Annotated in this window: 21 protein-coding genes, 1 tRNA gene, 1 rRNA gene, 1 other RNA gene and 3 pseudogenes; 25 read left to right on the top strand and 2 right to left on the bottom strand. The window is 42.8% G+C overall.

Translation table 11 applies throughout. The features are described from left to right. Nucleotides 1-7: 7 nt before the first annotated feature. Both rrf and QM409_RS06795 read left to right on the top strand, forming a co-directional pair. A 5S ribosomal RNA gene (gene rrf / locus QM409_RS06800) occupies nucleotides 8-123 on the top strand. A 5-nt stretch (nucleotides 124-128) separates the two neighbouring features. After that, nucleotides 129-202 (top strand) — tRNA-Asn (locus QM409_RS06795). 74 nt (nucleotides 203-276) lie between these two features. Here the strand turns inward: QM409_RS06795 and QM409_RS06790 are convergent. Then, nucleotides 277-573: pseudogene (locus QM409_RS06790) on the bottom strand (transposase family protein); the annotation flags it as partial. A 419-nt stretch (nucleotides 574-992) separates the two neighbouring features. Here QM409_RS06790 and comW point away from each other — a divergent pair. The 14 genes and pseudogenes from comW to QM409_RS06720 all read left to right on the top strand — a co-directional run bounded on the left by comW (nucleotide 993) and on the right by QM409_RS06720 (nucleotide 10,046). Then, nucleotides 993-1,229 carry a sigma(X)-activator ComW gene (comW, locus tag QM409_RS06785; RefSeq protein ID WP_414305370.1) on the top strand — a complete coding sequence of 79 codons (237 nt, stop codon included), beginning with the start codon at nucleotides 993-995 and terminating at the stop codon, nucleotides 1,227-1,229. A 230-nt stretch (nucleotides 1,230-1,459) separates the two neighbouring features. Next, entirely contained in the window at nucleotides 1,460-2,746 is a 1,287-nt protein-coding gene (locus QM409_RS06780; protein WP_001832534.1) for an adenylosuccinate synthase, read from the top strand. A gap of 199 nt (nucleotides 2,747-2,945) precedes the next feature. After that, entirely contained in the window at nucleotides 2,946-3,413 is a 468-nt protein-coding gene (gene tadA, locus QM409_RS06775; RefSeq protein WP_001110112.1) for a tRNA adenosine(34) deaminase TadA, read from the top strand. A gap of 32 nt (nucleotides 3,414-3,445) precedes the next feature. Beyond that, an RNA gene (gene ffs, locus QM409_RS06770) (signal recognition particle sRNA small type) lies at nucleotides 3,446-3,543 on the top strand. Between the two features lie 56 nt (nucleotides 3,544-3,599). Further along, the gene (locus QM409_RS06765; RefSeq protein ID WP_000701987.1) at nucleotides 3,600-4,043 is read left to right on the top strand and encodes a dUTP diphosphatase; all 444 of its coding nucleotides are present in this window, start codon (nucleotides 3,600-3,602) and stop codon (nucleotides 4,041-4,043) included. Nucleotide 4,044: 1 nt separating this feature from the next. Further along, nucleotides 4,045-4,584, top strand: coding sequence for a histidine phosphatase family protein (locus QM409_RS06760; protein WP_414305396.1), 540 nt, complete (start codon nucleotides 4,045-4,047; stop codon nucleotides 4,582-4,584). 10 nt (nucleotides 4,585-4,594) lie between these two features. Further along, nucleotides 4,595-4,756: pseudogene (locus QM409_RS06755) on the top strand (DNA repair protein RadA); the annotation flags it as partial. After that, nucleotides 4,752-5,054 (top strand): annotated as a pseudogene (locus tag QM409_RS06750) (isochorismatase family protein); the annotation flags it as partial. The pseudogenes QM409_RS06755 and QM409_RS06750, both read left to right, overlap by 5 nt. An 18-nt stretch (nucleotides 5,055-5,072) precedes the next feature. Beyond that, complete coding sequence (locus QM409_RS06745; protein WP_414305371.1) at nucleotides 5,073-5,588, top strand: histidine phosphatase family protein; 516 nt, start codon at nucleotides 5,073-5,075, stop codon at nucleotides 5,586-5,588. 10 nt (nucleotides 5,589-5,598) lie between these two features. Further along, entirely contained in the window at nucleotides 5,599-6,963 is a 1,365-nt protein-coding gene (gene radA / locus QM409_RS06740) for a DNA repair protein RadA (RefSeq protein ID WP_176607481.1), read from the top strand. A gap of 72 nt (nucleotides 6,964-7,035) precedes the next feature. Continuing rightward, nucleotides 7,036-7,533 carry a beta-class carbonic anhydrase gene (locus QM409_RS06735; RefSeq protein ID WP_084886336.1) on the top strand — a complete coding sequence of 166 codons (498 nt, stop codon included), beginning with the start codon at nucleotides 7,036-7,038 and terminating at the stop codon, nucleotides 7,531-7,533. 24 nt (nucleotides 7,534-7,557) lie between these two features. Further along, nucleotides 7,558-8,373, top strand: coding sequence for a PrsW family intramembrane metalloprotease (locus QM409_RS06730; RefSeq protein ID WP_414305372.1), 816 nt, complete (start codon nucleotides 7,558-7,560; stop codon nucleotides 8,371-8,373). A 145-nt stretch (nucleotides 8,374-8,518) separates the two neighbouring features. Then, nucleotides 8,519-9,487, top strand: a complete 969-nt coding sequence (locus tag QM409_RS06725) for a ribose-phosphate diphosphokinase (protein ID WP_033682853.1) — start codon at nucleotides 8,519-8,521, stop codon at nucleotides 9,485-9,487. Nucleotides 9,488-9,608: 121 nt separating this feature from the next. Beyond that, entirely contained in the window at nucleotides 9,609-10,046 is a 438-nt protein-coding gene (locus QM409_RS06720) for a CoA-binding protein (RefSeq protein WP_414305373.1), read from the top strand. A gap of 182 nt (nucleotides 10,047-10,228) precedes the next feature. On the opposite strand, the gene QM409_RS06715 is transcribed toward QM409_RS06720, so the two are convergent. Then, nucleotides 10,229-11,239 (bottom strand): YeiH family protein, encoded by a 1,011-nt coding sequence (locus QM409_RS06715; protein WP_262082013.1) that lies wholly within the window; start codon nucleotides 11,237-11,239, stop codon nucleotides 10,229-10,231. Between the two features lie 148 nt (nucleotides 11,240-11,387). Here QM409_RS06715 and QM409_RS06710 point away from each other — a divergent pair, with 148 nt between their 5' ends. The 9 genes from QM409_RS06710 to purF all read left to right on the top strand — a co-directional run bounded on the left by QM409_RS06710 (nucleotide 11,388) and on the right by purF (nucleotide 24,662). Further along, nucleotides 11,388-12,557 carry a pyridoxal phosphate-dependent aminotransferase gene (locus QM409_RS06710; RefSeq protein WP_000366342.1) on the top strand — a complete coding sequence of 390 codons (1,170 nt, stop codon included), beginning with the start codon at nucleotides 11,388-11,390 and terminating at the stop codon, nucleotides 12,555-12,557. Then, nucleotides 12,554-13,324: a DNA repair protein RecO gene (gene recO, locus QM409_RS06705; protein WP_414305374.1), complete on the top strand. Its 771-nt coding sequence runs from the start codon at nucleotides 12,554-12,556 to the stop codon at nucleotides 13,322-13,324. Before QM409_RS06710 ends, recO begins: the two co-directional genes overlap by 4 nt. Then, entirely contained in the window at nucleotides 13,321-14,313 is a 993-nt protein-coding gene (gene plsX / locus QM409_RS06700; RefSeq protein WP_414305375.1) for a phosphate acyltransferase PlsX, read from the top strand. The genes recO and plsX overlap by 4 nt, the downstream gene beginning before the upstream one ends. A 5-nt stretch (nucleotides 14,314-14,318) precedes the next feature. Further along, nucleotides 14,319-14,555, top strand: a complete 237-nt coding sequence (locus QM409_RS06695; protein ID WP_000136444.1) for an acyl carrier protein — start codon at nucleotides 14,319-14,321, stop codon at nucleotides 14,553-14,555. Between the two features lie 397 nt (nucleotides 14,556-14,952). Beyond that, nucleotides 14,953-17,106 (top strand): peptide cleavage/export ABC transporter ComA, encoded by a 2,154-nt coding sequence (comA, locus tag QM409_RS06690; protein ID WP_414305376.1) that lies wholly within the window; start codon nucleotides 14,953-14,955, stop codon nucleotides 17,104-17,106. Nucleotides 17,107-17,118: 12 nt separating this feature from the next. After that, nucleotides 17,119-18,465 carry a competence pheromone export protein ComB gene (comB, locus tag QM409_RS06685; protein WP_414305377.1) on the top strand — a complete coding sequence of 449 codons (1,347 nt, stop codon included), beginning with the start codon at nucleotides 17,119-17,121 and terminating at the stop codon, nucleotides 18,463-18,465. Nucleotides 18,466-18,637: 172 nt separating this feature from the next. Continuing rightward, entirely contained in the window at nucleotides 18,638-19,345 is a 708-nt protein-coding gene (gene purC / locus QM409_RS06680; protein WP_261029269.1) for a phosphoribosylaminoimidazolesuccinocarboxamide synthase, read from the top strand. A 55-nt stretch (nucleotides 19,346-19,400) separates the two neighbouring features. Continuing rightward, a complete protein-coding gene (locus QM409_RS06675) occupies nucleotides 19,401-23,126 on the top strand; it encodes a phosphoribosylformylglycinamidine synthase (protein ID WP_414305378.1) in 3,726 nt (1,241 codons plus the stop codon). Between the two features lie 93 nt (nucleotides 23,127-23,219). Then, nucleotides 23,220-24,662 (top strand): amidophosphoribosyltransferase, encoded by a 1,443-nt coding sequence (gene purF, locus QM409_RS06670; protein WP_261074052.1) that lies wholly within the window; start codon nucleotides 23,220-23,222, stop codon nucleotides 24,660-24,662. The last annotated feature ends 106 nt before the right edge of the window (nucleotides 24,663-24,768 follow it).

Raw genomic sequence — 24,768 nt, 5'->3', positions numbered from 1 at the left:
CTCAGAGTTAAGTGACGATAGCCTAGGAGATACACCTGTACCCATGCCGAACACAGAAGTTAAGCCCTAGAACGCCGGAAGTAGTTGGGGGTTGCCCCCTGTGAGATATGGAAGTCGCTTAGCTTTAATCCGCCATAGCTCAGTTGGTAGTAGCGCATGACTGTTAATCATGATGTCGTAGGTTCGAGTCCTACTGGCGGAGTAGTTAAGAAAAAGAGGTTTAGGCCTCTTTTTTTATGTAATTAATAATCTGTCTCGCACCTAATGACAAGTGATATTTTTCTTGACGAGAGAGGTCTCGACTACCATCATTTTAGAACAATGATAGCACTTGAATCGACGCTTTCTAAGGAGGATTCTGGTAGGCATATCAGTCGTTTTGAGGTAAGGAATTTTAGAAGGTTTTTGGAAGTCATATTTAGCCATTTGTCCATGACAGTTGTGAGATTTAGATGCAGGATAATCTAGCTTAGCGATAATTTCTTTATGCGTTCCAGCATCCAGATAGTCCAATATTATGATGTTCTTGTCTTTAATGTCAAGCAATTTTGTGTTAAAATGTAATTGTTCCATATGCTTCTTTCTAATGAGTCGTTTGATCGCTTTTCATTATAGGTCATATGGGACTTTTTTTCTACACAAAAATAGGCTCCATAATATCTATAGGGGATTTACCCACTACAAATATTATAGAGCCTTTTTATTGACGAGAGAAATTTCACTGACAGCTATTTTTGAGCAATGATTGCAAGTGAAACTGCGCTTTTTGAGGATTTAACCAATAAAAATATTGTAAATCTAAAAGTCTTAAGGAGACCTTTTTAGGTCTTTAATCGTATGAAATTTATTTAAGATATTTGTCTCTATTCTGTCAACTTTTCTTATTTTCTATCTTGTTGAGGTTGGTATTTTAACAATTCAGGAATTTATAATAACTGTTTATAATTTTTTGTTAGAATAAGTTCATAAATAGAAAAAAGGAGTGTAGGCTTATGCTACAAAGTATTTATGATCAGATGACTGATTTCTATGACAGTATCGAAGAAGAGTATGCTACTTTCTTTGATAATAGTTGGGAATGGGAACATTTTCATTTTAAATTTTTGATTTATTATTTAGTTCGATATAGCATTGGGTGTCGTAGGGATTTTATCGTTTACCATTATCGTGTTGCTTATCGTTTGTATCTTGAAAAGATGATAATGAATCGAGGTTTTATTTCTTGTTGAGACAGCACGAGTGAATTCCCGAACGAATTTACTCTTTTACGGAACAATTATGATAAATAGCTGTAAATTTTTCTATAATATTTTTTAATAGTTGGAAATAGCAAATCTTTCTATTGTTTCTTCTTGATAAAAAGGCGATTTTTTCTTATAATAAATTGTAAGATATAATTGCGGGTGAGATTCCTGCCATGTATGTGAGAAAGGAAGAGCCTGAGGGCTCAGACAAGATTATGACTTCAGTTGTTGTTGTAGGTACCCAGTGGGGTGATGAAGGTAAAGGGAAGATTACAGACTTCCTTTCAGCGAATGCAGAAGTGATTGCACGTTACCAAGGTGGTGATAATGCTGGTCACACGATTGTTATTGATGGTAAGAAGTTTAAATTGCACTTGATTCCCTCTGGGATTTTCTTCCCTGAAAAAATCTCTGTCATTGGGAATGGTATGGTTGTAAATCCTAAATCTCTTGTAAAAGAGTTAAGCTATCTTCATGAGGAAGGTGTGACAACGGATAACTTGCGTATTTCTGATCGTGCGCATGTTATTTTGCCTTATCATATCGAGTTGGATCGTTTGCAAGAAGAAGCTAAGGGCGACAATAAGATTGGTACTACAATTAAAGGAATTGGTCCAGCTTATATGGACAAGGCTGCTCGTGTTGGGATTCGTATTGCAGATCTTTTAGATAAAGATATTTTCCGTGAGCGCTTAGAACGTAACCTTGCTGAAAAGAATCGTCTTTTTGAAAAATTGTATGACAGTAAAGCGATTGCTTTCGATGATATTTTTGAAGAATATTACGAATATGGTCAACAAATCAAGAAATATGTGACAGATACATCTGTTATTTTGAATGATGCGCTTGATAACGGTAAACGTGTGCTTTTTGAAGGTGCACAAGGTGTTATGCTAGATATCGACCAAGGTACTTATCCATTTGTTACGTCATCAAACCCTGTGGCTGGTGGTGTTACGATTGGTTCTGGTGTTGGTCCAAGTAAGATTGACAAGGTTGTTGGTGTATGTAAAGCCTATACGAGTCGTGTAGGAGATGGACCTTTCCCAACTGAATTGTTTGATGAAGTGGGGGAACGCATTCGTGAAGTAGGTCATGAGTATGGTACTACAACAGGTCGTCCACGTCGTGTAGGTTGGTTTGACTCAGTTGTGATGCGTCATAGCCGTCGTGTTTCTGGTATCACTAACCTTTCATTGAACTCTATCGATGTTTTGAGTGGTTTAGATACAGTGAAAATCTGTGTGGCCTATGATCTTGATGGTCAACGTATTGACTACTATCCAGCTAGTCTTGAGCAATTGAAGCGTTGCAAGCCTATCTATGAAGAGTTACCAGGTTGGTCAGAAGATATTACTGGAGTTCGTAATTTGGAAGATCTTCCTGAGAATGCGCGTAACTACGTTCGTCGTGTGAGTGAATTGGTTGGCGTTCGTATTTCTACTTTCTCAGTAGGTCCTGGTCGTGAACAAACAAATATTTTAGAAAGTGTTTGGTCCTAAGAGATTTTTAAGATTTGTTTAAGATAGGTCGGGTATACTATAGACAGTTACAAGAAGACCTCCTAACTTGTTGTAACAAATATCCTAAACTTTTCTTTTTCATAATAATCTCCCTATAAAGTCACCGCATTCGGTGGCTTTTTTTGTCTTGGGATTCATGATATAATAATAAAATCGATAAGTAGTAAAAGGGAAATTGATGAATTATACAGTTGAAGAAAAAGAAGTCTTTATGAGGGAAGCTTTGAGAGAGGCTGAGATTGCTCTTGAACACGATGAAATTCCAATTGGTTGTGTGATTGTCAAGGACGGAGAAATCATTGGCCGTGGGCATAATGCGCGTGAGGAACTGCAGCGAGCGGTTATGCATGCGGAAATTATGGCCATAGAGAATGCGAATCTGAGTGAGGAGAGCTGGCGCTTGCTTGATTGCACGCTTTTTGTGACCATTGAGCCTTGTGTCATGTGTAGTGGGGCAATTGGACTCGCCCGTATTCCAAACGTGGTCTATGGGGCTAAAAACCAGAAATTTGGCGCTGCTGGGAGTTTGTACGATATCTTGACAGATGAGCGTCTCAATCATCGTGTGGAGGTTGAAACGGGAATTTTGGAAGATGAATGCGCAGCTATTATGCAGGACTTTTTTAGAAATAGACGGAAAAAATAATTTTGCTTTTAAAATGAATAGGAATGTGATATAATAAATAGTGGAGCAACAGTTCTGCGTGAAGCGGGTCAGGGGAGGAATCCAGCAGCCCTAAGCGATTTGAATTGTGTGCTCTTTTTTTCGTGCTTTTTCCGAATAAATAAGATAGAATAATCTAGAATAAATGATAATAGAAAAGAGAAGATGATGAAAATTCGTGGTTTTGAATTGGTTTCGAGTTTTACAGATGAGAATTTATTGCCGAAGCGTGAGACAGCGCATGCGGCTGGTTACGACTTAAAGGTTGCTGTGCGTACGGTTATTGCGCCAGGAGAGATTGTCTTGGTTCCGACAGGGGTTAAGGCTTATATGCAGCCGACTGAGGTTCTCTACCTCTATGATCGTTCTTCAAACCCTCGTAAGAAGGGCTTGGTTTTAATTAACTCGGTTGGGGTCATTGATGGAGATTATTATGGAAATCCTGGGAATGAAGGGCATATTTTTGCTCAGATGAAGAATATCACAGACCAAGAGGTTGTTCTTGAAGTTGGGGAACGTGTGGTCCAGGCTGTCTTTGCTCCTTTCTTAATTGCAGATGGAGATGCGGCTGATGGTGTGCGGACTGGTGGTTTTGGATCGACAGGGCACTAGGATGAAAATTATCTTTGTACGTCATGGAGAGCCAGATTATAGTATGCTTGATAAACTTGAAAATCCGCAACTCTATAGTGGTTTTGGTCGTGATTTAGCACCATTGACAGGAAAAGGTCGCAGTCTGGCAAAAGAAGTTGCTAAAACTGCATGTTTTGGAAAGGCAGAGATTATTATTTCATCGTCTGTGACGAGGGCTTTAGAAACAGCACATTATATAGCAGTTGAAACAGGATTGGACTTATTTGTGGAGCCGTTTTTTCATGAGTGGCGTCCAGACTTAGATGGCACTAACTCTGATTTAACTAGTGTATTGGTAGCTCATGAATATTATCTAAAACATCAAGGAGGTTTATCTGAAGATTCTCCTTATCGCTATGAAACTGATCTAGAGATGCGTCATCGTTTTTTAAGAGCTTTGGAAAAATATAAAAATTATAAAACTATTATCATTGTCACTCACGGAATGCTCATGCGCCAGTTTGTACCAAATGAGAAGATTGATTTTTGCCAAGCGATTGAGTGTGAGTTAGAGATATAGAAAGAGGTTTATCATCGCAAAGAAAAAAGCGACATTTGTATGTCAAAATTGTGGGTATAATTCCCCTAAATATCTGGGTCGTTGTCCCAACTGTGGGTCTTGGTCTTCTTTTGTAGAAGAGGTTGAGGTTGCCGAGGTCAAGAACGCGCGTGTGTCCTTGACGGGGGAGAAAAGACAGAAAGAAGAAATTTGCGACCGGCTTGCTGCTTGTATCTTCTCGTATCTTTGAGAAGCGTAGTGCTTCTTGCTTTACTAATCCAGATTTAAAAGATTTTTTAGAGGAGACCGGTGCTAAAAGCATAGAGTTTATAGGGGTAGATGGCAATGGCTGTGTTAAGGCTTCCGTTTTGGCAGCTACCAAGGAGAATTATCAGGTTTCTGTCGATTTGTCTGCTGTCGGAGTTGCCAACCAGAAGAAGTTCTCTAAAACACTGAAGAAGTGGCAAGATTGCGGAATCAAGATTGGATAGTTTTATGGGGATCTTAATATGAAAATTATTTTTATCCGTCACGGGGAGCCAGATTATTGTGAGTTAGAGGAACATTCTTATACGGGATTTGGGATAGATTTGGCACCCTTGTCTGAGAAGGGACGGCAACAAGCCCAGAAACTGAGCAAAAATCTCTTGCTTCCTTCAGCTGAAATAATCATATCTTCTGCAGTCACAAGAGCTTTAGAAACGGCTTCTTATGTGGCTTGTGTTACTGGACTTCCTTTGAGAGTGGAGCCATTATTACATGAATGGCAGGTCTATGAAAGTGGCACAGATAATTTTGAAAAAGCTCGTACTATGTTTCTAGAAAATAAGGGGGAGTTACTTCCTAATAGTCCTATTCAATATGAGACAGCTACGGAAATGAAGTCTCGTTTTCTAGAATGTATGTCTAAGTATCGAGAACATCAGACTGTGGTAGTTGTTGCTCATCGAATGCTCATGCGTCAGTTTGTGCCAAATGAGAAGATTGATTTTTGCCAAGTAATTGAGTGTGAGTTAGAGATATAGAAAGAGGTTTATCATCGCAAAGAAAAAAGCGACATTTGTATGTCAAAATTGTGGGTATAATTCCCCTAAATATCTGGGGCGTTGTCCCAACTGTGGGTCTTGGTCTTCTTTTGTGGAAGAGGTTGAGGTTGCCGAGGTAAAGAATGCGCGTGTGTCCTTGACGGGGGAGAAAACCAAGCCCATGAAACTAGCTGAGGTGACTTCCATCAATGTCAATCGAACCAAGACGGAGATGGAGGAATTCAACCGTGTACTTGGAGGCGGAGTGGTACCGGGAAGTCTTGTCCTCATTGGTGGGGATCCTGGAATTGGGAAATCAACCCTTCTCCTACAAGTCTCAACCCAGTTGTCCCAAGTGGGAACGGTTCTCTACGTCAGTGGGGAGGAGTCTGCCCAGCAGATTAAACTACGAGCAGAGCGCTTGGGAGATATTGATAGCGAGTTTTATCTCTATGCAGAGACCAATATGCAGAGTGTTCGAGCTGAGGTGGAGCGCATCCAACCAGACTTCCTCATTATTGACTCCATTCAGACTATTATGTCTCCTGAGATTTCAGGGGTGCAGGGATCTGTTTCTCAAGTGCGTGAGGTGACAGCTGAACTTATGCAGCTGGCCAAAACCAATAACATTGCCATCTTTATCGTAGGGCACGTGACCAAGGAGGGAACCTTGGCTGGTCCTCGTATGCTAGAGCATATGGTGGATACGGTGCTTTACTTTGAAGGGGAGCGTCATCACACCTTTCGTATTTTGAGAGCGGTCAAAAACCGTTTTGGCTCCACTAATGAGATTGGGATTTTTGAGATGCAGTCGGGCGGATTGGTTGAGGTACTCAATCCGAGTCAAGTTTTCCTAGAAGAGCGTTTGGATGGAGCAACTGGTTCATCAATCGTTGTGACCATGGAAGGGACGCGTCCGATTTTGGCGGAGGTTCAGGCTTTGGTGACACCGACCATGTTTGGAAATGCTAAGCGTACGACGACAGGACTTGATTTCAACCGTGCTAGCTTGATTATGGCTGTTTTGGAAAAGCGGGCAGGTCTTCTCTTGCAAAATCAGGACGCCTATCTCAAATCTGCTGGCGGTGTCAAATTGGATGAACCTGCGATAGACTTGGCCGTTGCGGTTGCTATTGCTTCGAGCTACAAGGACAAGCCAACTAATCCTCAGGAATGTTTTGTAGGCGAACTGGGCTTGACAGGAGAAATTCGACGCGTGAATCGTATCGAGCAACGCATCAATGAAGCTGCTAAACTGGGCTTTACTAAGATTTATGTGCCTAAGAATTCCTTGACAGGAATCACTCCGCCTAAGAAAATTCAGGTCATTGGCGTGACAACGATTCAGGAAGTTTTGAAAAAGGTCTTTGCATAATCCGTGACAAATCTTCTTAAAAATGATAAGATAGGAGAAATATTTGACTATCAAATTTTCAAGGAGGGAATCGTGTCGTATTTTGAACAGTTTATGCAAGCCAATCAGGCTTATGTTGCCCTACATGGGCAGTTAAATCTGCCACTTAAACCCAAAACCAGAGTAGCCATTGTGACCTGTATGGACTCACGTTTGCACGTTGCGCAAGCTCTAGGTTTGGCACTTGGGGATGCTCATATCTTGCGGAATGCAGGTGGTCGAGTGACAGAGGACATGATTCGTTCGCTAGTTATTTCCCAGCAACAGATGGGGACAAGAGAGATTGTGGTGTTGCACCATACAGACTGTGGTGCTCAGACCTTTGAAAATGGTCCTTTTCATGAGTATCTGAAAGAGGAACTAGGTGTCGATGTGTCAGACCAGGACTTCTTGCCCTTTCAAGATATAGAGGAGAGTGTACGTGAGGATATGCAACTCCTTATCGAGTCTCCCCTAATACCAGATGATGTCATTATCTCTGGTGCTATTTACGATGTGGATACAGGAAGTATGACAGTCGTAGAATTATAAATACTTCATTTAGAAAGAAAGTGTATGAAGAAAAACAGTATTTTATTTATTTTTATCTTATTGCTATGTATTGGTTTGCAGTATGAAACTATCTACTATACGGACGGTTCGATGTCAGGTGCGGAATATGGACTAATGGGAGTTTCTATCTTTCTAGCTCTCTTTTACATGATTCCGGCTCTTTATTTCCTTTTCCGTATTGGGAAAAAATGGGAATTACCAAAGAAGGTCTTGATTCTGTCTTTATTGGGCGGGATGTTCCTCTCAGGCTGGTTGTCTAGCTTTGCTAATACCTATATCCATGATTTGCTGGGTATTCTTTTCCCAGATAGTGCATTTTTAAATGCCTTTGAAAGTGCTATTGTGGCTCCTTTGGTAGAAGAACCGCTTAAATTATTGCCACTTGTCTTTGTTTTGGCTTTGATTCCTGTACGAAAATTAAAATCTTTGTTGTTACTAGGGATTGCTTCTGGTTTGGGATTCCAAATGATTGAGGATATTGGCTACATTCGTACGGATTTGCCAGAGGGCTTTGACTTTACTATTTCGAGAATTTTAGAGCGTATTATCTCAGGAATTGCTTCTCACTGGACTTTTTCAGGTTTGGCGGTAGTAGGTGTTTACTTGCTTTACATAGCCTATAAAGGGCAGAAGGTTGGCAAGAAACAGGGGCTTATTTTCCTAGGTTTAGCCTTTGGAACTCACTTCCTGTTTAACTCTCCTTTTGTGGAGTTGGAGACAGAGTTGCCCTTAGCGATTCCATTGGTTACGGCTATTACTCTCTATGGTTTTTACCAGGCTTATCGCTTTGTTGAGAAGCACAATGAGTTGATGAACTAGAATATTTTTCAAAAGAATGATGCAAGGGTACAAATATGGTGCCCTTCTTTTATTTTTGATTGAAAAATAGTGCAAAAAGCGCTACAATGGTAGATGGAAAAATCTTGTGAAAAGCACAAGCGATACATATATACCGGAGGAAATCATGTCTTTTTCTGATTTAAAGCTGTTTGCCCTTTCTTCTAATCAAGAATTGGCAAAACGTGTAGCGCAGGAGATTGGGATAGAGTTGGGGAAATCAAGTGTCCGCCAATTTTCAGATGGAGAGATTCAGGTCAACATCGAAGAATCAATCCGTGGGAAACACGTCTTTATCCTACAATCAACTAGTTCGCCTGTAAATGACAATCTGCTTGAAATTTTGATTATGGTAGATGCTTTGAAGCGTGCGAGTGCAGAATCTGTCAATGTTGTCATGCCTTACTATGGGTATGCACGTCAGGATAGAAAGGCGAGAGCGCGTGAGCCAATCACTTCAAAACTTGTCGCAAATATGCTTGAAGTAGCTGGAGTAGATCGTTTATTGACAATCGACTTGCATGCTGCGCAGATTCAAGGATTCTTTGATATTCCTGTGGATCACTTGATGGGAGCTCCTCTGATTGCGGATTATTTTGAGCGTCGTGGCATGGTCGGTTCTGACTATGTGGTTGTCAGTCCAGACCATGGAGGTGTGACTCGTGCTCGTAAGTTGGCAGAATTTTTGAAAACATCTATTGCTATCATTGACAAACGTCGTAGTGTTGATAAGATGAATACCAGTGAAGTCATGAACATCATCGGTAAGGTAGAAGGCAAGACTTGTATCTTGATTGATGATATGATTGATACGGCTGGAACCATTTGTCATGCGGCAGATGCCCTGGCAGAAGCTGGTGCTGTTGAAGTCTATGCAAGCTGTACGCACCCAGTTCTTTCTGGTCCTGCTATGGACAATATCCAAAAATCAGCTATCAAGAAATTGGTGGTTTTGGATACTATCTACTTGCCAGAAGAGCGTTTGATTGACAAAATTGAGCAGATTTCAATCGCTCATCTCTTGGGGGACGCCATCGTACGTATTCATGAAAAACGCCCACTTTCTCCACTATTCAGTATTGAGAAAAAGATTTAAGTTTTCACTTAGAATAAAACATACTCCTAGCAGAAGTGAATGAACTGCTGGGAGCTTTTTTGTAGTCAAAATCTGCAAGCCTTTTCAAATTGTGTTATACTGATGAAAAAGGAGGATTTCTATGAGTCAAGAATTTATCAGTCCAAGTGATGGCGTGATTCGTCAGTATCTCGTAACGAGTAAAACCCTTGCTGTGGTGGGCCTGTCTGACCGTGAGGAAACAACCAGCAATCGAGTGACCAAGGAAATGCAGGCTCGAGGTTATAAAATCATCCCTGTCAATCCCAAGGCTGCAGGTGGTGAGATTTTGGGTGAAAAGGCTTATGCCAGCCTCGCTGAAATTCCTTTTCCTGTAGATATTGTCAATGTTTACCGTCGAAGTGAGTTTCTGCCAGATGTGGCGCGTGATTTTCTCAAGGCTGATGCTAAGATTTTTTGGGCACAGCTGGGACTTGAAAGTCTAGAAGCGGAAGAAATCTTGCGTGCTGGTGGATGCGATGACATCGTGATGAATCGCTGTATCAAGAGAGAACATACACGCTTGATTGAGGAAGCATAATAAAAAGGTAGCTGGTGGGCTACCTTTTGTGTTATATTCAATGAAAATCAAAGAGCAAACTAGGAAACTAGTCGCAGGCTGCTCAAAACACTGTTTTGAGGTTGTAGATAAGACTGACGAAGTCAGTCACATATATACGGCAAGGCGACATTGACGTGGTTTGAAGAGATTTTCGAAGAGTATTAGAAAATGCCGATAAGGGTCTGCATCCCGAGACTGGTGAGGATGATGGCTATCCAGCAAATGGCTCCGAGAACAATGGATTTTCCACTTGATTTGACCATAGCGACCAGATTTGTTTTGAGACCGATAGCACTCATGGCCATGATAATGAGGAATTTGGAAAGTTGTTTGAGAGGGGTAAAGAAACTACTGGATACCCCGAGAGAGGTCAGTAGGGTGGTTAGGAGAGATGCAAGGATAAAGTAAAGGATAAAAAGCGGGAAGACTTTTTTTAGTTGAAGGCCTTGCTTATTTTTTTGTTCACGACTTTGCCAGTAGGAGAGAAAGAGAGTGATGGGGATAATAGCCAGAGTCCGCGTAAGTTTGACAATGGTTGCGGATTCGAGGGTATTAGTCTGGTAGAGACTGTCCCAGGCGCTGGCGGTAGCCGTTACAGAGGAAGTATCATTGACCGCAGTTCCTGCAAAGAGGGCGAAGCCGTCATTGGATAGATGAAGCCAGGTGCCGAGGGTTGGAAAGATGAGCGCAGCCAAGACATTGAAGAAAAAGATAACGGAGATGGCTTGGGCGACTTCCTTTTCCTTGGCATGGATAACGGGCGCTGTCGCTGCAATGGCAGAGCCCCCACAGATAGAAGAACCCACTCCAATCAAGGTAGCCAGTTTTGTGTCCAGTGCAAAGAAACGCTGGAAGAGGTAGGCAACAATCAAGGCTATTGAAATGGTGGACAGGATAACAGGGAGTGAAGATTGTCCGACTGCGAAGACTTGCGAGATATTGAGACCAAAACCAAGCAAGATAACAGCATATTGAAGCAATTTCTTGGAACTAAAGGTCAATCCCGCATCCAGTTGTTTATAGGGCGAGAGAAAGGGATGGAGAAGCATGCCTATGAAAATTGCAAAGACAGGCGCGCCAATAACAGGGAAGAATCCTCCTAAGTACCAAGATACGATTGAAATCAGAAGGCAGGCCAAGATGCCTGCTCCATTTTTTGATAGAAATGACATAAAAACCTCCAAATAGAATCTGTTACCATTATAGACCTGTAAAGAGGAAAAGTAAAATAGAAAGTGGAAAGCTATTCTATCATGTATTTTTGCGGTCGGGGGGCTTTTGTAGTATAATAGAGATACGTTTTGAAAGCAGGAGGTATCTATGGACTTAACTAAGCGCTTTAATAAACAGTTAGATAAGATTCAAGTTTCGTTGATTCGTCAGTTTGACCAGGCTATTTCGGAGATTCCTGGGGTCTTGCGTTTGACCTTGGGGGAGCCTGATTTTACAACGCCAGATCATGTCAAGGAGGCGGCCAAGCGAGCGATTGATCAGAACCAATCCTACTATACAGGGATGAGTGGTCTGCTGACTCTACGTCAGGCGGCCAGTGACTTTGTTAAGGAAAAGTACCAACTGGACTATGCTCCTGAAAATGAAATCTTGGTTACAATTGGGGCGACAGAGGCTTTATCTGCTACTTTGACAGCTATTTTGGAAGAGGGAGACAAGGTGCTCTTGCCAGCTCCTGCTTATCCGGGTTATGAACCGATTGTCAATCTAGTTGGGGCAGAGATTGTCGAGATTGACACGACTGAAAATGGGTTTGTCTTGACTCCTGAAATGTTGGAGAAGGCCATTTTGGAGCAGGGAGATAAGCTCAAGGCGGTTATTCTTAACTATCCGGCTAATCCGACAGGAATTACCTATAGTCGGGAGCAGTTGGAGGCCTTGGCAGCTGTTTTACGCAAGTACGAGATTTTCGTTGTCTGTGATGAGGTTTACTCAGAATTGACCTACACAGGCGAAGCCCATGTGTCTCTGGGAACTATGTTGAGAGACCAGGCTATTATTATCAATGGTTTGTCTAAATCGCATGCCATGACAGGTTGGCGTTTGGGGCTGATTTTTGCTCCTGCGGCCTTCACAGCCCAGTTGATCAAGAGTCACCAGTACTTGGTGACTGCTGCAAATACCATGGCTCAACATGCTGCGGTGGAGGCCTTGACGGCTGGTAAAAATGATGCGGAACCTATGAAGAAGGAATACATCCAGCGTCGAGACTATATTATCGAGAAAATGACTGCTCTTGGTTTTGAGATTATCAAACCAGACGGTGCCTTCTATATCTTTGCTAAGATTCCAGCGGGATATAATCAAGATTCTTTTGCTTTTCTGAAGGATTTTGCTCAGAAGAAGGCTGTTGCCTTTATCCCTGGAGCAGCCTTTGGGCGTTACGGGGAAGGTTATGTTCGTCTGTCTTATGCAGCCAGCATGGAGACTATCAAAGAAGCTATGAAACGACTTGAGGAGTACATGAGAGAAGCATGATTCAGTCAATCACGAGTCAAGGCTTGGTGCTCTACAATCGCAATTTTCGGGAGGATGACAAGCTCGTCAAGATTTTTACAGAGCAGGCTGGCAAACGCATGTTTTTCGTTAAACATGCTGGCCAGTCTAAGCTGGCACCGGTTATTCAGCCCTTGGTGCTGGCACGATTTCTCTTGCGAATCAATGATGATGGCCTCAGCTACATCGAGGACTATCATGAGGTCATGACCTTTCCCAAGATTAATAGCGATCTCTTTGTCATGGCCTATGCGACCTACATAGCAGCTATTGCAGATGCGAGTTTGCAGGACAATCAGCAGGATGCTCCCTTGTTTGCTTTTTTGCAAAAGACTTTGGAGTTGATGGAAGTGGGCTTGGATTATCAGGTTTTGACTAATATTTTTGAAATTCAAATCTTGACTCGATTTGGAATTAGTCTCAATTTTAATGAGTGTGTCTTTTGCCATCGGGTTGGTCAGGCTTTTGACTTTTCTTTCAAATATGGAGCCTGTCTCTGTCCAGATCATTATCATGAAGATGAGAGACGTTGCCATCTCAATCCCAATATCCCTTATCTGCTCAATCAATTTCAAGCCATTGATTTTGAGATTTTGGAGACCATTTCGCTTAAGCCTGAAATCAAGCAAGGGTTACGCCAATTTATGGATCAACTCTATGAAGAGTACGTTGGAATTCACCTAAAATCAAAGAAATTTATTGATTCCCTAGCAGAATGGGGTCAATTACTAAAAGAGGAAAAGAAATGAAAAAAATCGCAGTAGATGCCATGGGGGGCGATTACGCACCTCAGGCCATCGTTGAGGGTGTCAATCAAGCCCTTGCTGACTTTTCAGATATTGAAGTTCAACTCTACGGAGATGAGGCTAAAATCAAGCAATATCTGACAGCGACAGAGCGCGTCAACATTATCCATACGGATGAAAAGATTGATTCAGACGATGAACCTACGAGAGCTATTCGGAAGAAGAAAAATGCCAGTATGGTATTGGCAGCCAAGGCTGTCAAAGAGGGTGAAGCAAACGCTGTCCTCTCTGCTGGGAATACAGGTGCTTTATTGGCGGCTGGGTTTTTCATCGTGGGTCGTATCAAGAATATTGACCGTCCTGGGCTTATGTCAACCTTGCCGACTATTGATGGGAAAGGTTTTGACATGCTAGACCTCGGTGCTAATGCGGAAAATACAGCCCAGCACCTCCATCAATATGCGGTTTTAGGTTCTTTCTATGCTAAAAATGTCCGTGGAATTGCGCAACCACGTGTTGGCTTGCTCAATAACGGAACAGAGAGTAGCAAGGGCGACCCGCTTCGTAAGGAGACCTATGAATTATTAGTGGCTGATGAAAGTTTAAACTTTATCGGAAATGTGGAAGCACGTGATTTGATGAATGGCGTTGCGGATGTTGTTGTGGCAGATGGTTTCACGGGAAACGCTGTGCTCAAGTCCATTGAAGGGACAGCCATGGGAATCATGGGCTTGCTCAAGACAGCTATTACAGGTGGTGGTCTCCGAGCGAAACTAGGCGCCCTCCTTCTCAAGGACAGCCTCAGAGGTTTGAAAAAACAGCTCAACTATTCAGATGTTGGTGGAGCAGTCTTGTTTGGTGTCAAGGCACCTGTTGTCAAGACTCATGGCTCAAGCGATGCCAAGGCTGTTTATAGTACAATCCGCCAGATTCGTACCATGCTAGAAACAGACGTAGTTGCCCAGACTGCGCGTGAATTTTCAGGAGAATAAAAGAGATGACAGAAAAAGAAATTTTTGACCGTATTGTGACCATTATCCAAGAGCGACAGGGAGAGGACTTTGTCGTGACAGAATCCTTGAGTCTGAAAGACGATTTGGATGCTGACTCAGTTGACTTGATGGAGTTTATCTTGACACTGGAAGATGAATTTAATATCGAAATCAGCGATGAGGAAATTGACCAACTCCAAAGTGTAGGAGATGTGGTAGAAGTCGTCAAAAGTAAAGAATAGCAAGAAGCAAGATAAGAGGAGTTGCATGTTGCTAAGAATGTAGAGCAACATTCTATTTGACAATTATTTACATTTTAATCTTTATAAATATATATTTTAGGTAGGACATTTGTTCTGCCTATTTTTTTATCCCAAAAGTGCATTTGGGAGGTAGATAGGCGCATTTTGGGAGGAAGTCCAGTTTTTGTTTGGGGATTGGGGTAAGATAGTTGTTATCAGATGAGTTTATACTCTTCGAAAATCAAATTCAAACCACGTCAACGTCGCCTTGCCGTATATATGTGACTGACTTCGTCGGTCCTATCTACAACCTCAAAACAGTGTTTTGAGCAGCCTGCGGCTAGTTTCCTAGTTTGCTCTTTGATTTTCATTGAGTATTAGGAAAAAGGAGATGAATATGAAATTTGGGAAAAGGAACTATCGTCCGCAGGTGGATCAGATGGACTGCGGTGTAGCTTCATTGGCTATGGTTTTTGGCTACTATGGTAGCTATTATTCTTTGGCTCACTTGCGAGAATTGGCCAAGACGACTATGGATGGGACGACGGCCTTGGGCTTGGTCAAGGTGGCAGAGGAGATTGGCTTTGAGACGCGGGCCATTAAGGCGGATATGACGCTCTTTGACTTGCCAGATTTGACCTTTCCTTTTGTTGCTCATGTGCTTAAGGAAGGGAAATTGCTTCACTACTATGTGGTGACTGGGCAGGATAAGGACAGCATTCATATTGCTGATCCAGATCCTGGGGTGAAATTGACCAAACTGCCACGTGAGCGTTTTGCGGAAGAATGGACAGGAGTGACCCTTTTTATGGCACCGAGTCCAGACTATAAGCCTCATAAGGATCAAAAGAATGGTCTGCTCTCTTTTATCCCTATATTAGTGAAGCAGCGTGGCTTGATTGCCAATATCGTTTTGGCAACACTCTTGGTAACCTTGATTAACATTGTGGGTTCTTATTATCTGCAGTCTATCATTGATACCTATGTGCCAGATCAGATGCGTTCGACGCTGGGGATTATTTCTATTGGGCTGGTTATCGTTTATATTCTCCAGCAGGTCTTGTCTTATGCTCAGGAGTATCTCTTGCTTGTTTTGGGGCAACGCCTGTCGATTGATGTGATTTTATCCTATATCAAGCATGTTTTTCACCTGCCTATGTCTTTCTTTGCGACACGCAGGACAGGGGAAATCGTGTCTCGTTTTACAGATGCCAATAGTATTATTGATGCGCTGGCTTCGACCATCCTTTCGATTTTCCTAGATGTGTCAACGGTTGTCATTATTTCCCTTGTTTTATTTTCACAAAATACCAATCTCTTTTTCATGACCTTATTGGCACTTCCTATCTATACAGTGATTATCTTTGCTTTTATGAAGCCGTTTGAAAAGATGAATCGGGATACCATGGAAGCCAATGCGGTTCTGTCTTCTTCTATCATCGAGGACATTAATGGCATTGAGACCATCAAGTCCTTAACTAGTGAAAGTTCACGCTACCAAAAGATTGACAAGGAATTTGTAGATTATCTGAAAAAATCTTTTACTTATAGTCGGGCAGAGAGTCAGCAAAAGGCTCTGAAAAAAGTTGCCCATCTCTTACTCAATGTCGGCATTCTCTGGATGGGAGCTGTTCTGGTCATGGATGGCAAGATGAGTTTGGGGCAGTTGATTACCTATAATACCTTGCTGGTTTACTTTACCAATCCTTTGGAAAATATCATCAATCTGCAAACCAAGCTTCAGACAGCGCAGGTTGCCAATAACCGTCTGAATGAGGTTTATCTGGTAGCTTCTGAGTTTGAGGAGAAGAAAACAGTTGAGGATCTGAGCTTGATGAAGGGAGATATGACCTTCAAGCAGGTTTCCTACAAGTATGGCTATGGTCGAGATGTCTTGTCGGATATCAATTTGACCATTCCCCAAGGGTCTAAGGTGGCTTTTGTGGGGATTTCAGGGTCAGGTAAGACGACATTGGCCAAGATGATGGTTAATTTTTATGATCCAAGTCAGGGAGAGATTAGTCTGGGTGGTGTCAATCTCAATCAGATTGATAAAAAAGCCCTGCGCCAGTATATCAACTATCTGCCTCAACAGCCCTATGTCTTTAACGGAACGATTTTGGACAATCTTCTTTTGGGAGCCAAGGAAGGGACGACTCAAGAGGATATCTTACGGGCGGTCGAATTGGCAGAGATTCGGGAGGATATCGAGCGGATGCCACTGAATTACCAGACAGAATTGACTTCGGATGGGGCAGGAATTTCAGGTGGTCAACGTCAGAGAATAGCTCTGGCGCGTGCTCTCTTGACAGATGCACCGGTCTTGATTTTGGACGAGGCGACCAGCAGTTTGGATATTTTGACAGAGAAGCGAATTGTCGATAATCTCATGGCTTTGGACAAGACCTTGATTTTCATCGCCCACCGCTTGACCATTGCTGAGCGGACAGAGAAGGTTGTTGTCTTGGATCAGGGCAAGATTGTTGAAGAAGGAAAGCATGCTGATTTGCTTGCACAGGGTGGCTTTTACGCCCATTTGGTGAATAGCTAGAAAGAGGAGAGGATGAAACCAGAATTTTTAGAAAGTGCGGAGTTTTATAATCGTCGTTACCATAATTTTTCCAGTCGGGTGATTGTGCCCATGTTCCTTCTGCTCGTGTTTTTGCTTGGCTTTGCAACTTTGGCAGAGAAGGAGATGAGTTTGTCTACTAGAGCTACTGTAGAGCCTAGTCGTATCCTTGCAAATATCCAGTCAACTAGTAACAATCGCATTCTTGTCAATCATCTGGAAGAAAATAAGCTGGTTAAAAAGGGGGATCTTTTGGTTCAATACCAGGAAGGGGCAGAGGGTGTCCAAGCGGAGGCCTATGCTAGTCAGTTGGACATGCTCAAGGATCAGAAAAAGCAATTGGAGTATTTGCAAAAGAGCCTGCAAGAAGGGGAGAACCACTTTCCAGAGGAGGATAAGTTTGGCTACCAAGCCACCTTTCGCGACTACATCAGTCAAGCAGGCAGTCTTAGGGCTAGTACATCGCAACAAAATGAGACCATTGCATCCCAGAATGCAGCAGCTAGCCAAACCCAAGCCGAAATCGGCAACCTCATCAGCCAAACAGAGGCTAAAATTCGCGATTACCAGACAGCTAAGTCAGCTATTGAAACAGGTGCTTCCTTGGCCAGTCAGAATCTAGCCTACTCTCTCTACCAGTCCTATAAGTCTCAGGGCGAGGAAAATCCGCAATCTAAGGCTCAGGCTGTTGCTCAGGTAGAAGCACAGCTCTCTCAGTTAGAATCCAGTCTTGCTACTTACCGTGTTCAGTATGCAGGTTCAGGTACCCAGCAAGCCTATGCGTCAGGTTTAAGCAGTCAATTGGAATCTCTTAAATCACAACACTTGGCTAAGGTTGGTCAGGAATTGACCCTTCTAGACCAGAAAATTTTGGAGGCAGAATCGGGTAAGAAGGTTCAGGGAAATCTTTTAGAAAAGGGGAAAATTACGGCGAGTGAGGATGGGGTGCTTCACCTTAATCCTGAGACTAGTGATTCTACTATGGTAGCAGAAGGTGCCTTATTAGCTCAACTCTATCCGTCCTTGGAAAAAGAAGGGAAAGCCAAACTCACAGCTTATCTAAGTTCAAAAGATGTAGCAAGGATCAAGGTCGGTGATTCTGTTCGTTATACTACGACTCATGATGCCAAGAATCAACTTTTCCTAGATTCTACTATTACAAGTATTGATGCGACAGCTACTAAGACTGAAAAAGGGAATTTCTTTAAAATCGAGGTGGAGACTAATCTAACTTCGGAGCAGGCTGAAAAACTTCGATATGGGGTGGAAGGTCGTCTGCAGATGATTACGGGCAAGAAAAGTTACTTACGTTATTATTTAGATCAATTTTTGAACAAATAGTAATGTTCGTGTTTTTAGAGTTAAATGATTTTAAAACTGTGAGAAAGATTCTTCTTGCAGTTTTTTCTTTATAATTTTTAATGTTACTACGTTATTTATTCGGTTAAATTCTTGTAATTTTAGGTTTTTTATGGTAGAATGTGCTCAAGTAATACGAAAGGCGAACTTTAAAATGTCAAAACAATTGATCTATTCGGGAAAAGCTAAAGATATCTATACAACTGAGGATGAAAATCTTATTATTTCAACTTACAAGGACCAGGCGACTGCTTTCAATGGTGTTAAGAAGGAGCAGATTGCAGGTAAGGGAGTGTTGAATAATCAGATTTCATCTTTTATTTTTGAGAAATTAAATGCGGCTGGTGTGGCGACTCACTTTGTGGAGAAGCTTTCAGACACGGAACAACTCAATAAAAAGGTTAAGATTATTCCTTTGGAAGTCGTGCTCCGCAACTATACTGCTGGTTCCTTTTCAAAACGTTTTGGTGTAGACGAAGGTATCGCATTTGAGACTCCGATTGTCGAATTTTACTATAAAAATGATGATTTGGATGATCCATTTATCAATGACGAGCATGTGAAATTCCTACAGATTGCGGATGACCAGCAGATTGCCTACTTGAAGGAAGAAACCCGTCGTATCAATGAACTTTTGAAAGTCTGGTTTGCTGAGATTGGGCTTAAGTTGATTGACTTTAAGCTAGAGTTCGGTTTTGATAAGGATGGCAAGATTATCTTAGCAGACGAATTTTCACCAGATAATTGCCGCTTGTGGGATGCGGATGGCAACCACATGGATAAGGATGTTTTCCGTAGAGGTCTCGGAGAATTAACAGATGTTTATGAAGTTGTTTGGGAGAAGTTGCAAGAATTGAAATAACAACCTCAAGGTCGTTGGAAACATTGCAAGAGCTGAAATAAAGGAATAAGGATTGATGGATAAACGTATTTTTGTTGAAAAAAAGGCTGATTTTCAGGTCAAGTCAGAGAGTTTGGTAAGGGAGCTCCAGCACAACTTGGGACTGTCAACTTTGAAAAGTATTCGCATTGTGCAGGTTTATGATGTCTTTGATTTGGTAGAGGACTTGTTTGCACCTGCAGAGAAGCACATCTTCTCTGAGCAGGTGACAGACCATGTTTTGGACGAAGTGGCTGTGCAAGCGGATCTTGCCAACTATGCTTTCTTTGCCATTGAAAGCCTACCAGGGCAGTTTGACCAGCGTGCAGCATCTTCACAGGAAGCTTTGCTCTTGCTAGGTAGCTCGAGTGATGTAACAGTCAATACCGCTCAACTTTACTTAGTCAATAAAGATATTGATGCGACGGAGTTGGAAGCAGTCAAGAACTATCTGCTCAATCCAGTTGATTCTCGTTTCAAGGACATCACGACAGGGATTGCCAAGCAAGAATTTTCAGAGTCAGACAAGACCATTCCTAAATTGACTTTCTTTGAAAACTATACAGCAGAAGACTTTGCGCGCTACAAGGCTGAGCAAGGGATGGCCATGGAAGTGGATGATTTGCTCTTTATCCAAGACTATTTCAAGTCAATCGAGCGCGTGCCGACGGAAACAGAACTCAAGGTTTTGGACACTTACTGGTCTGACCACTGCCGTCACACAACTTTTGAGACAGAGTTGAAACACATTGACTTCTCCGCATCGAAATTCCAAAAGCAATTGCAGGCGACCTATGACAAATATATTGCCATGCGTGAGGATTTGGGGCGTTCTGAAAAACCGCAAACCTTGATGGATATGGCGACTATTTTCGGTCGTTATGAGCGTGCTAATGGACGTTTGGATGATATGGAAGTGTCAGACGAAATCAATGCTTGCTCAGTAGAAATCGAAGTGGATGTTGATGGTGTGAAAGAGCCATGGCTCCTAATGTTCAAGAATGAAACTCACAACCACCCAACGGAAATTGAGCCATTTGGTGGGGCGGCTACTTGTATCGGTGGTGCTATTCGTGACCCATTGTCAGGTCGCTCATATGTTTACCAAGCTATGCGTATCTCAGGTGCTGGTGATATTACAGCACCGATTTCGGAAACTCGTGCTGGGAAATTACCACAACAAGTCATTTCTAAAACAGCGGCTCATGGTTATTCTTCTTACGGGAATCAGATTGGACTTGCAACAACCTACGTTCGTGAATACTTCCACCCAGGCTTTGTAGCTAAACGCATGGAGCTAGGTGCTGTTGTCGGAGCGGCTCCTAAGAGCAATGTTGTCCGTGAAAAACCGGAAGCGGGAGATGTGATTATTCTCCTTGGAGGTAAGACTGGACGTGATGGTGTCGGTGGTGCGACAGGTTCTTCTAAGGTTCAAACAGTTGAGTCCGTGGAAACTGCTGGTGCTGAGGTTCAAAAAGGGAATGCCATCGAAGAGCGCAAGATTCAACGTCTTTTCCGTAATGGCGATGTCACTCGTCTTATTAAGAAATCCAATGACTTTGGTGCTGGTGGTGTCTGTGTAGCTATCGGTGAATTGGCAGACGGTCTTGAAATTGACCTAGACAAAGTGCCTCTTAAATACCAAGGCTTGAATGGTACCGAAATTGCCATCTCTGAATCTCAAGAACGGATGGCAGTTGTGGTTCGTCCTGAGGATGTAGATGCCTTCGTTGCGGAATGTAACAAAGAAAATATTGATGCTGTTGTAGTTGCGACAGTGACGGAAAAACCAAATCTAGTCATGCACTGGAATGGTGAAACCATTGTCGACTTGGAACGTCGTTTCCTTGATACCAATGGTGTGCGCGTGGTCGTAGATGCTAAGGTTGTGGACAAGGATGTCAAACTCCCAGAAGAGCGTCAAACATCTGCTAACACACTTGAAGTTGATACCCTTGCGGTTCTGTCTGATCTCAACCATGCGAGTCAAAAAGGCTTGCAGACTATCTTTGATTGCTCTGTTGGTCGTTCAACGGTTAATCACCCACTTGGTGGTCGTTACCAACTCACACCAACTGAGGCATCTGTGCAAAAATTGCCAGTTCAACACGGTGTGACTCATACTGCGTCAGTCATCGCTCAAGGATTCAATCCATATGTTGCAGAATGGTCTCCCTATCACGGTGCTGCCTATGCGGTTATCGAAGCGACTGCTCGTTTGGTTGCTGCTGGTGCCAACTGGTCTAAGGCTCGCTTCTCTTACCAAGAATATTTCGAGCGCATGGACAAACAGGCAGAGCGTTTTGGTCAGCCAGTAGCTGCTCTTCTTGGATCAATCGAAGCTCAGATTCAACTTGGTTTGCCATCTATCGGTGGTAAGGACTCTATGTCTGGTACCTTTGAAGAATTGACCGTACCGCCAACCTTGGTCGCTTTTGGGGTCACAACTGCAGATAGCCGTAAGGTCCTTTCTCCAGAATTTAAAGCTACTGGTGAAAATATTTACTATATTCCAGGTCAAGCCTTGGCACAAGAAATTGACTTTGATCTTATCAAGTCTAACTTTGCTAAGTTTGAAGCCATCCAAGCTGACCATAAAGTCACATCTGCATCAGCTGTCAAATACGGTGGTGTGGTTGAAAGTTTGGCTCTTGCTACCTTTGGGAACTATATCGGTGCAGAGGTGACCTTGCCTGAACTTGAAAGTTCTTTGACAGCTCAATTGGGCGGATTTGTCTTTACATCGCCTCAAGAAATTGCTGGAGTAGAGAAAATCGGTCAAACTAGCATAGACTTTACACTGACTGTCAACGGTGTGAAGCTAGATGGACACAAGCTTGACAGTGCCTTCCAAGGGAAACTGGAAGAAGTTTACCCTACTGAATTTGCCCAATCTCAAGAATTGGCTGAAGTGCCAGCTGTCGCTTCTAACACAGTCATCACAGCTAAAGAAACTATTGAAAAACCTGTGGTTTACATCCCAGTCTTCCCAGGAACCAACTCAGAATATGATTCAGCTAAGGCTTTCGAAAAAGAAGGTGCAGAGGTCAACTTAGTGCCATTCGTGACCTTGAATGAAGAAGCCATTGTCAAGTCAGTTGAAACTATGGTTGACAACATCGGCAAGGCTAATATCCTTTTCTTTGCAGGTGGATTCTCAGCTGCGGACGAGCCAGATGGTTCAGCCAAGTTTATTGTCAATATTCTGCTTAATGAAAAAGTGCGTGTGGCTATTGATAGCTTTATCGCCCGTGGTGGCTTAATTATCGGTATCTGTAATGGATTTCAGGCCTTGGTCAAATCAGGTCTTCTTCCATACGGAAACTTTGAAGATGCCACTAGTACTAGCCCAACTCTCTTCTACAATGATGCCAACCAACACGTGGCCAAGATAGTAGAAACTCGCATTGCCAATACCAACTCACCATGGTTGACTGGTGTGCAAGTGGGTGATATCCACGCCATTCCTGTTTCGCACGGTGAAGGGAAGTTTGTCGTGACAGCTGAGGAATTTGCAGAGCTCCGTGACAATGGACAAATTTTCAGCCAATATGTTGACTTTGATGGAAAACCAAGTATGGATTCTAAGTACAATCCGAATGGTTCTATCCATGCCATCGAAGGAATTACCAGCAAGAACGGCCAAATCATCGGTAAGATGGGACACTCAGAACGTTATGAAGACGGTCTTTTCCAAAACATCCCAGGAAATAAAGACCAGCACCTGTTCGCGTCAGCGGTTAAATACTTTACTGGAAAATAAGACTTGCAGATTTTCTAATAGATAGTATCAGTAATGTAAAAGTCATGTAGATTTAGCTCTTGGTGCTACACAAATAAAAATTAGGTATATAAAATGACATACGAAGTAAAATCTCTTAATGAAGAATGTGGTGTTTTCGGTATCTGGGGACATCCAGATGCTGCTAAATTGACCTATTTTGGTCTCCATAGTCTTCAGCACCGTGGTCAGGAGGGGGCAGGAATCCTCTCCAATGACCAAGGGAAACTAAAGCGGCATCGCGATATGGGTCTTCTATCAGAAGTCTTCAGAAATCCTGCTAACTTAGATAAATTGACAGGAACTGGTGCGATTGGGCATGTGCGTTATGCGACTGCTGGCGAAGCTTCTGTAGATAACATCCAGCCCTTCCTCTTCCGTTTTCACGATATGCAGTTTGGGTTGGCTCATAATGGAAATCTGACCAATGCAGCCTCTCTCAAGAAAGAACTGGAACAAAGAGGCGCGATTTTCAGCGCGACTTCGGACTCGGAAATCTTGGCTCATCTCATTCGTCGTAGTCACAATCCGAACTTAATGGGAAAAATCAAGGAGGCGCTCAGCCTAGTTAAAGGTGGTTTTGCCTATATCTTGCTATTTGAAGACAAGTTGATTGCTGCCCTTGACCCTAATGGCTTCCGTCCGCTTTCTATCGGGAAAATGGGCAACGGAGCGGTGGTGGTTTCCTCTGAAACTTGTGCTTTTGAAGTCATTGGTGCAGAGTGGATTCGTGATTTGAAGCCCGGTGAGATTGTAATCATTGATGACAAGGGCATCCAGTATGATAGCTATACGGATGATACTCAGCTCGCGATTTGTTCTATGGAGTATATCTATTTTGCCCGTCCTGATTCTAATATCCACGGTGTTAATGTCCATACGGCACGTAAACGTATGGGTGCCCAATTGGCGCGTGAATTCAAGCACGACGCGGATATCGTGGTAGGTGTGCCCAATTCTTCCCTCAGCGCGGCTATGGGATTTGCGGAAGAGTCCAGGCTACCAAATGAAATGGGCCTCATCAAGAACCAATACACCCAACGGACCTTTATCCAACCGACTCAAGAATTGCGGGAGCAAGGGGTGCGGATGAAACTCTCTGCTGTTTCAGGCGTTGTAAAAGGCAAGCGTGTGGTTATGATTGATGACTCTATTGTACGTGGAACAACCTCTCGTCGGATCGTTCAACTCTTGAAAGAAGCGGGTGCGACTGAGGTTCACGTTGCCATTGGTAGTCCAGCGCTAGCTTATCCATGCTTCTACGGGATTGATATCCAGACCCGTCAGGAGCTGATTGCGGCCAATCATACGGTTGAAGAAACTCGCCAAATCATTGGTGCGGACAGTCTGACTTACCTTTCTGTTGAAGGTTTGATTGATTCGATTGGGATTGAAACAGATGCGCCAAATGGTGGTCTCTGTGTCGCTTACTTTGACGGTGACTACCCAACACCTCTCTACGACTACGAAGAAGACTATCGTAGAAGTTTGGAAGAAAAGACCAGTTTTTACAAATAGACAATAGATCCTCCATTAAAGAAAAGGAAAAATAAAATGGCAAATAAAAATGCTTATGCTTCACGTCTCACTACTGACTAAAAGCTAAAGCATTTGTCAGTAGACG

The sequence above is a fragment of the Streptococcus mitis genome, assembly GCF_047465045.1.
Taxonomy (GTDB): Bacteria; Bacillota; Bacilli; order Lactobacillales; family Streptococcaceae; genus Streptococcus; species Streptococcus mitis_DT.
Note: the sequence above shows the minus strand (reverse complement) of the source record. Positions and strands in the feature narration are given on the sequence as shown.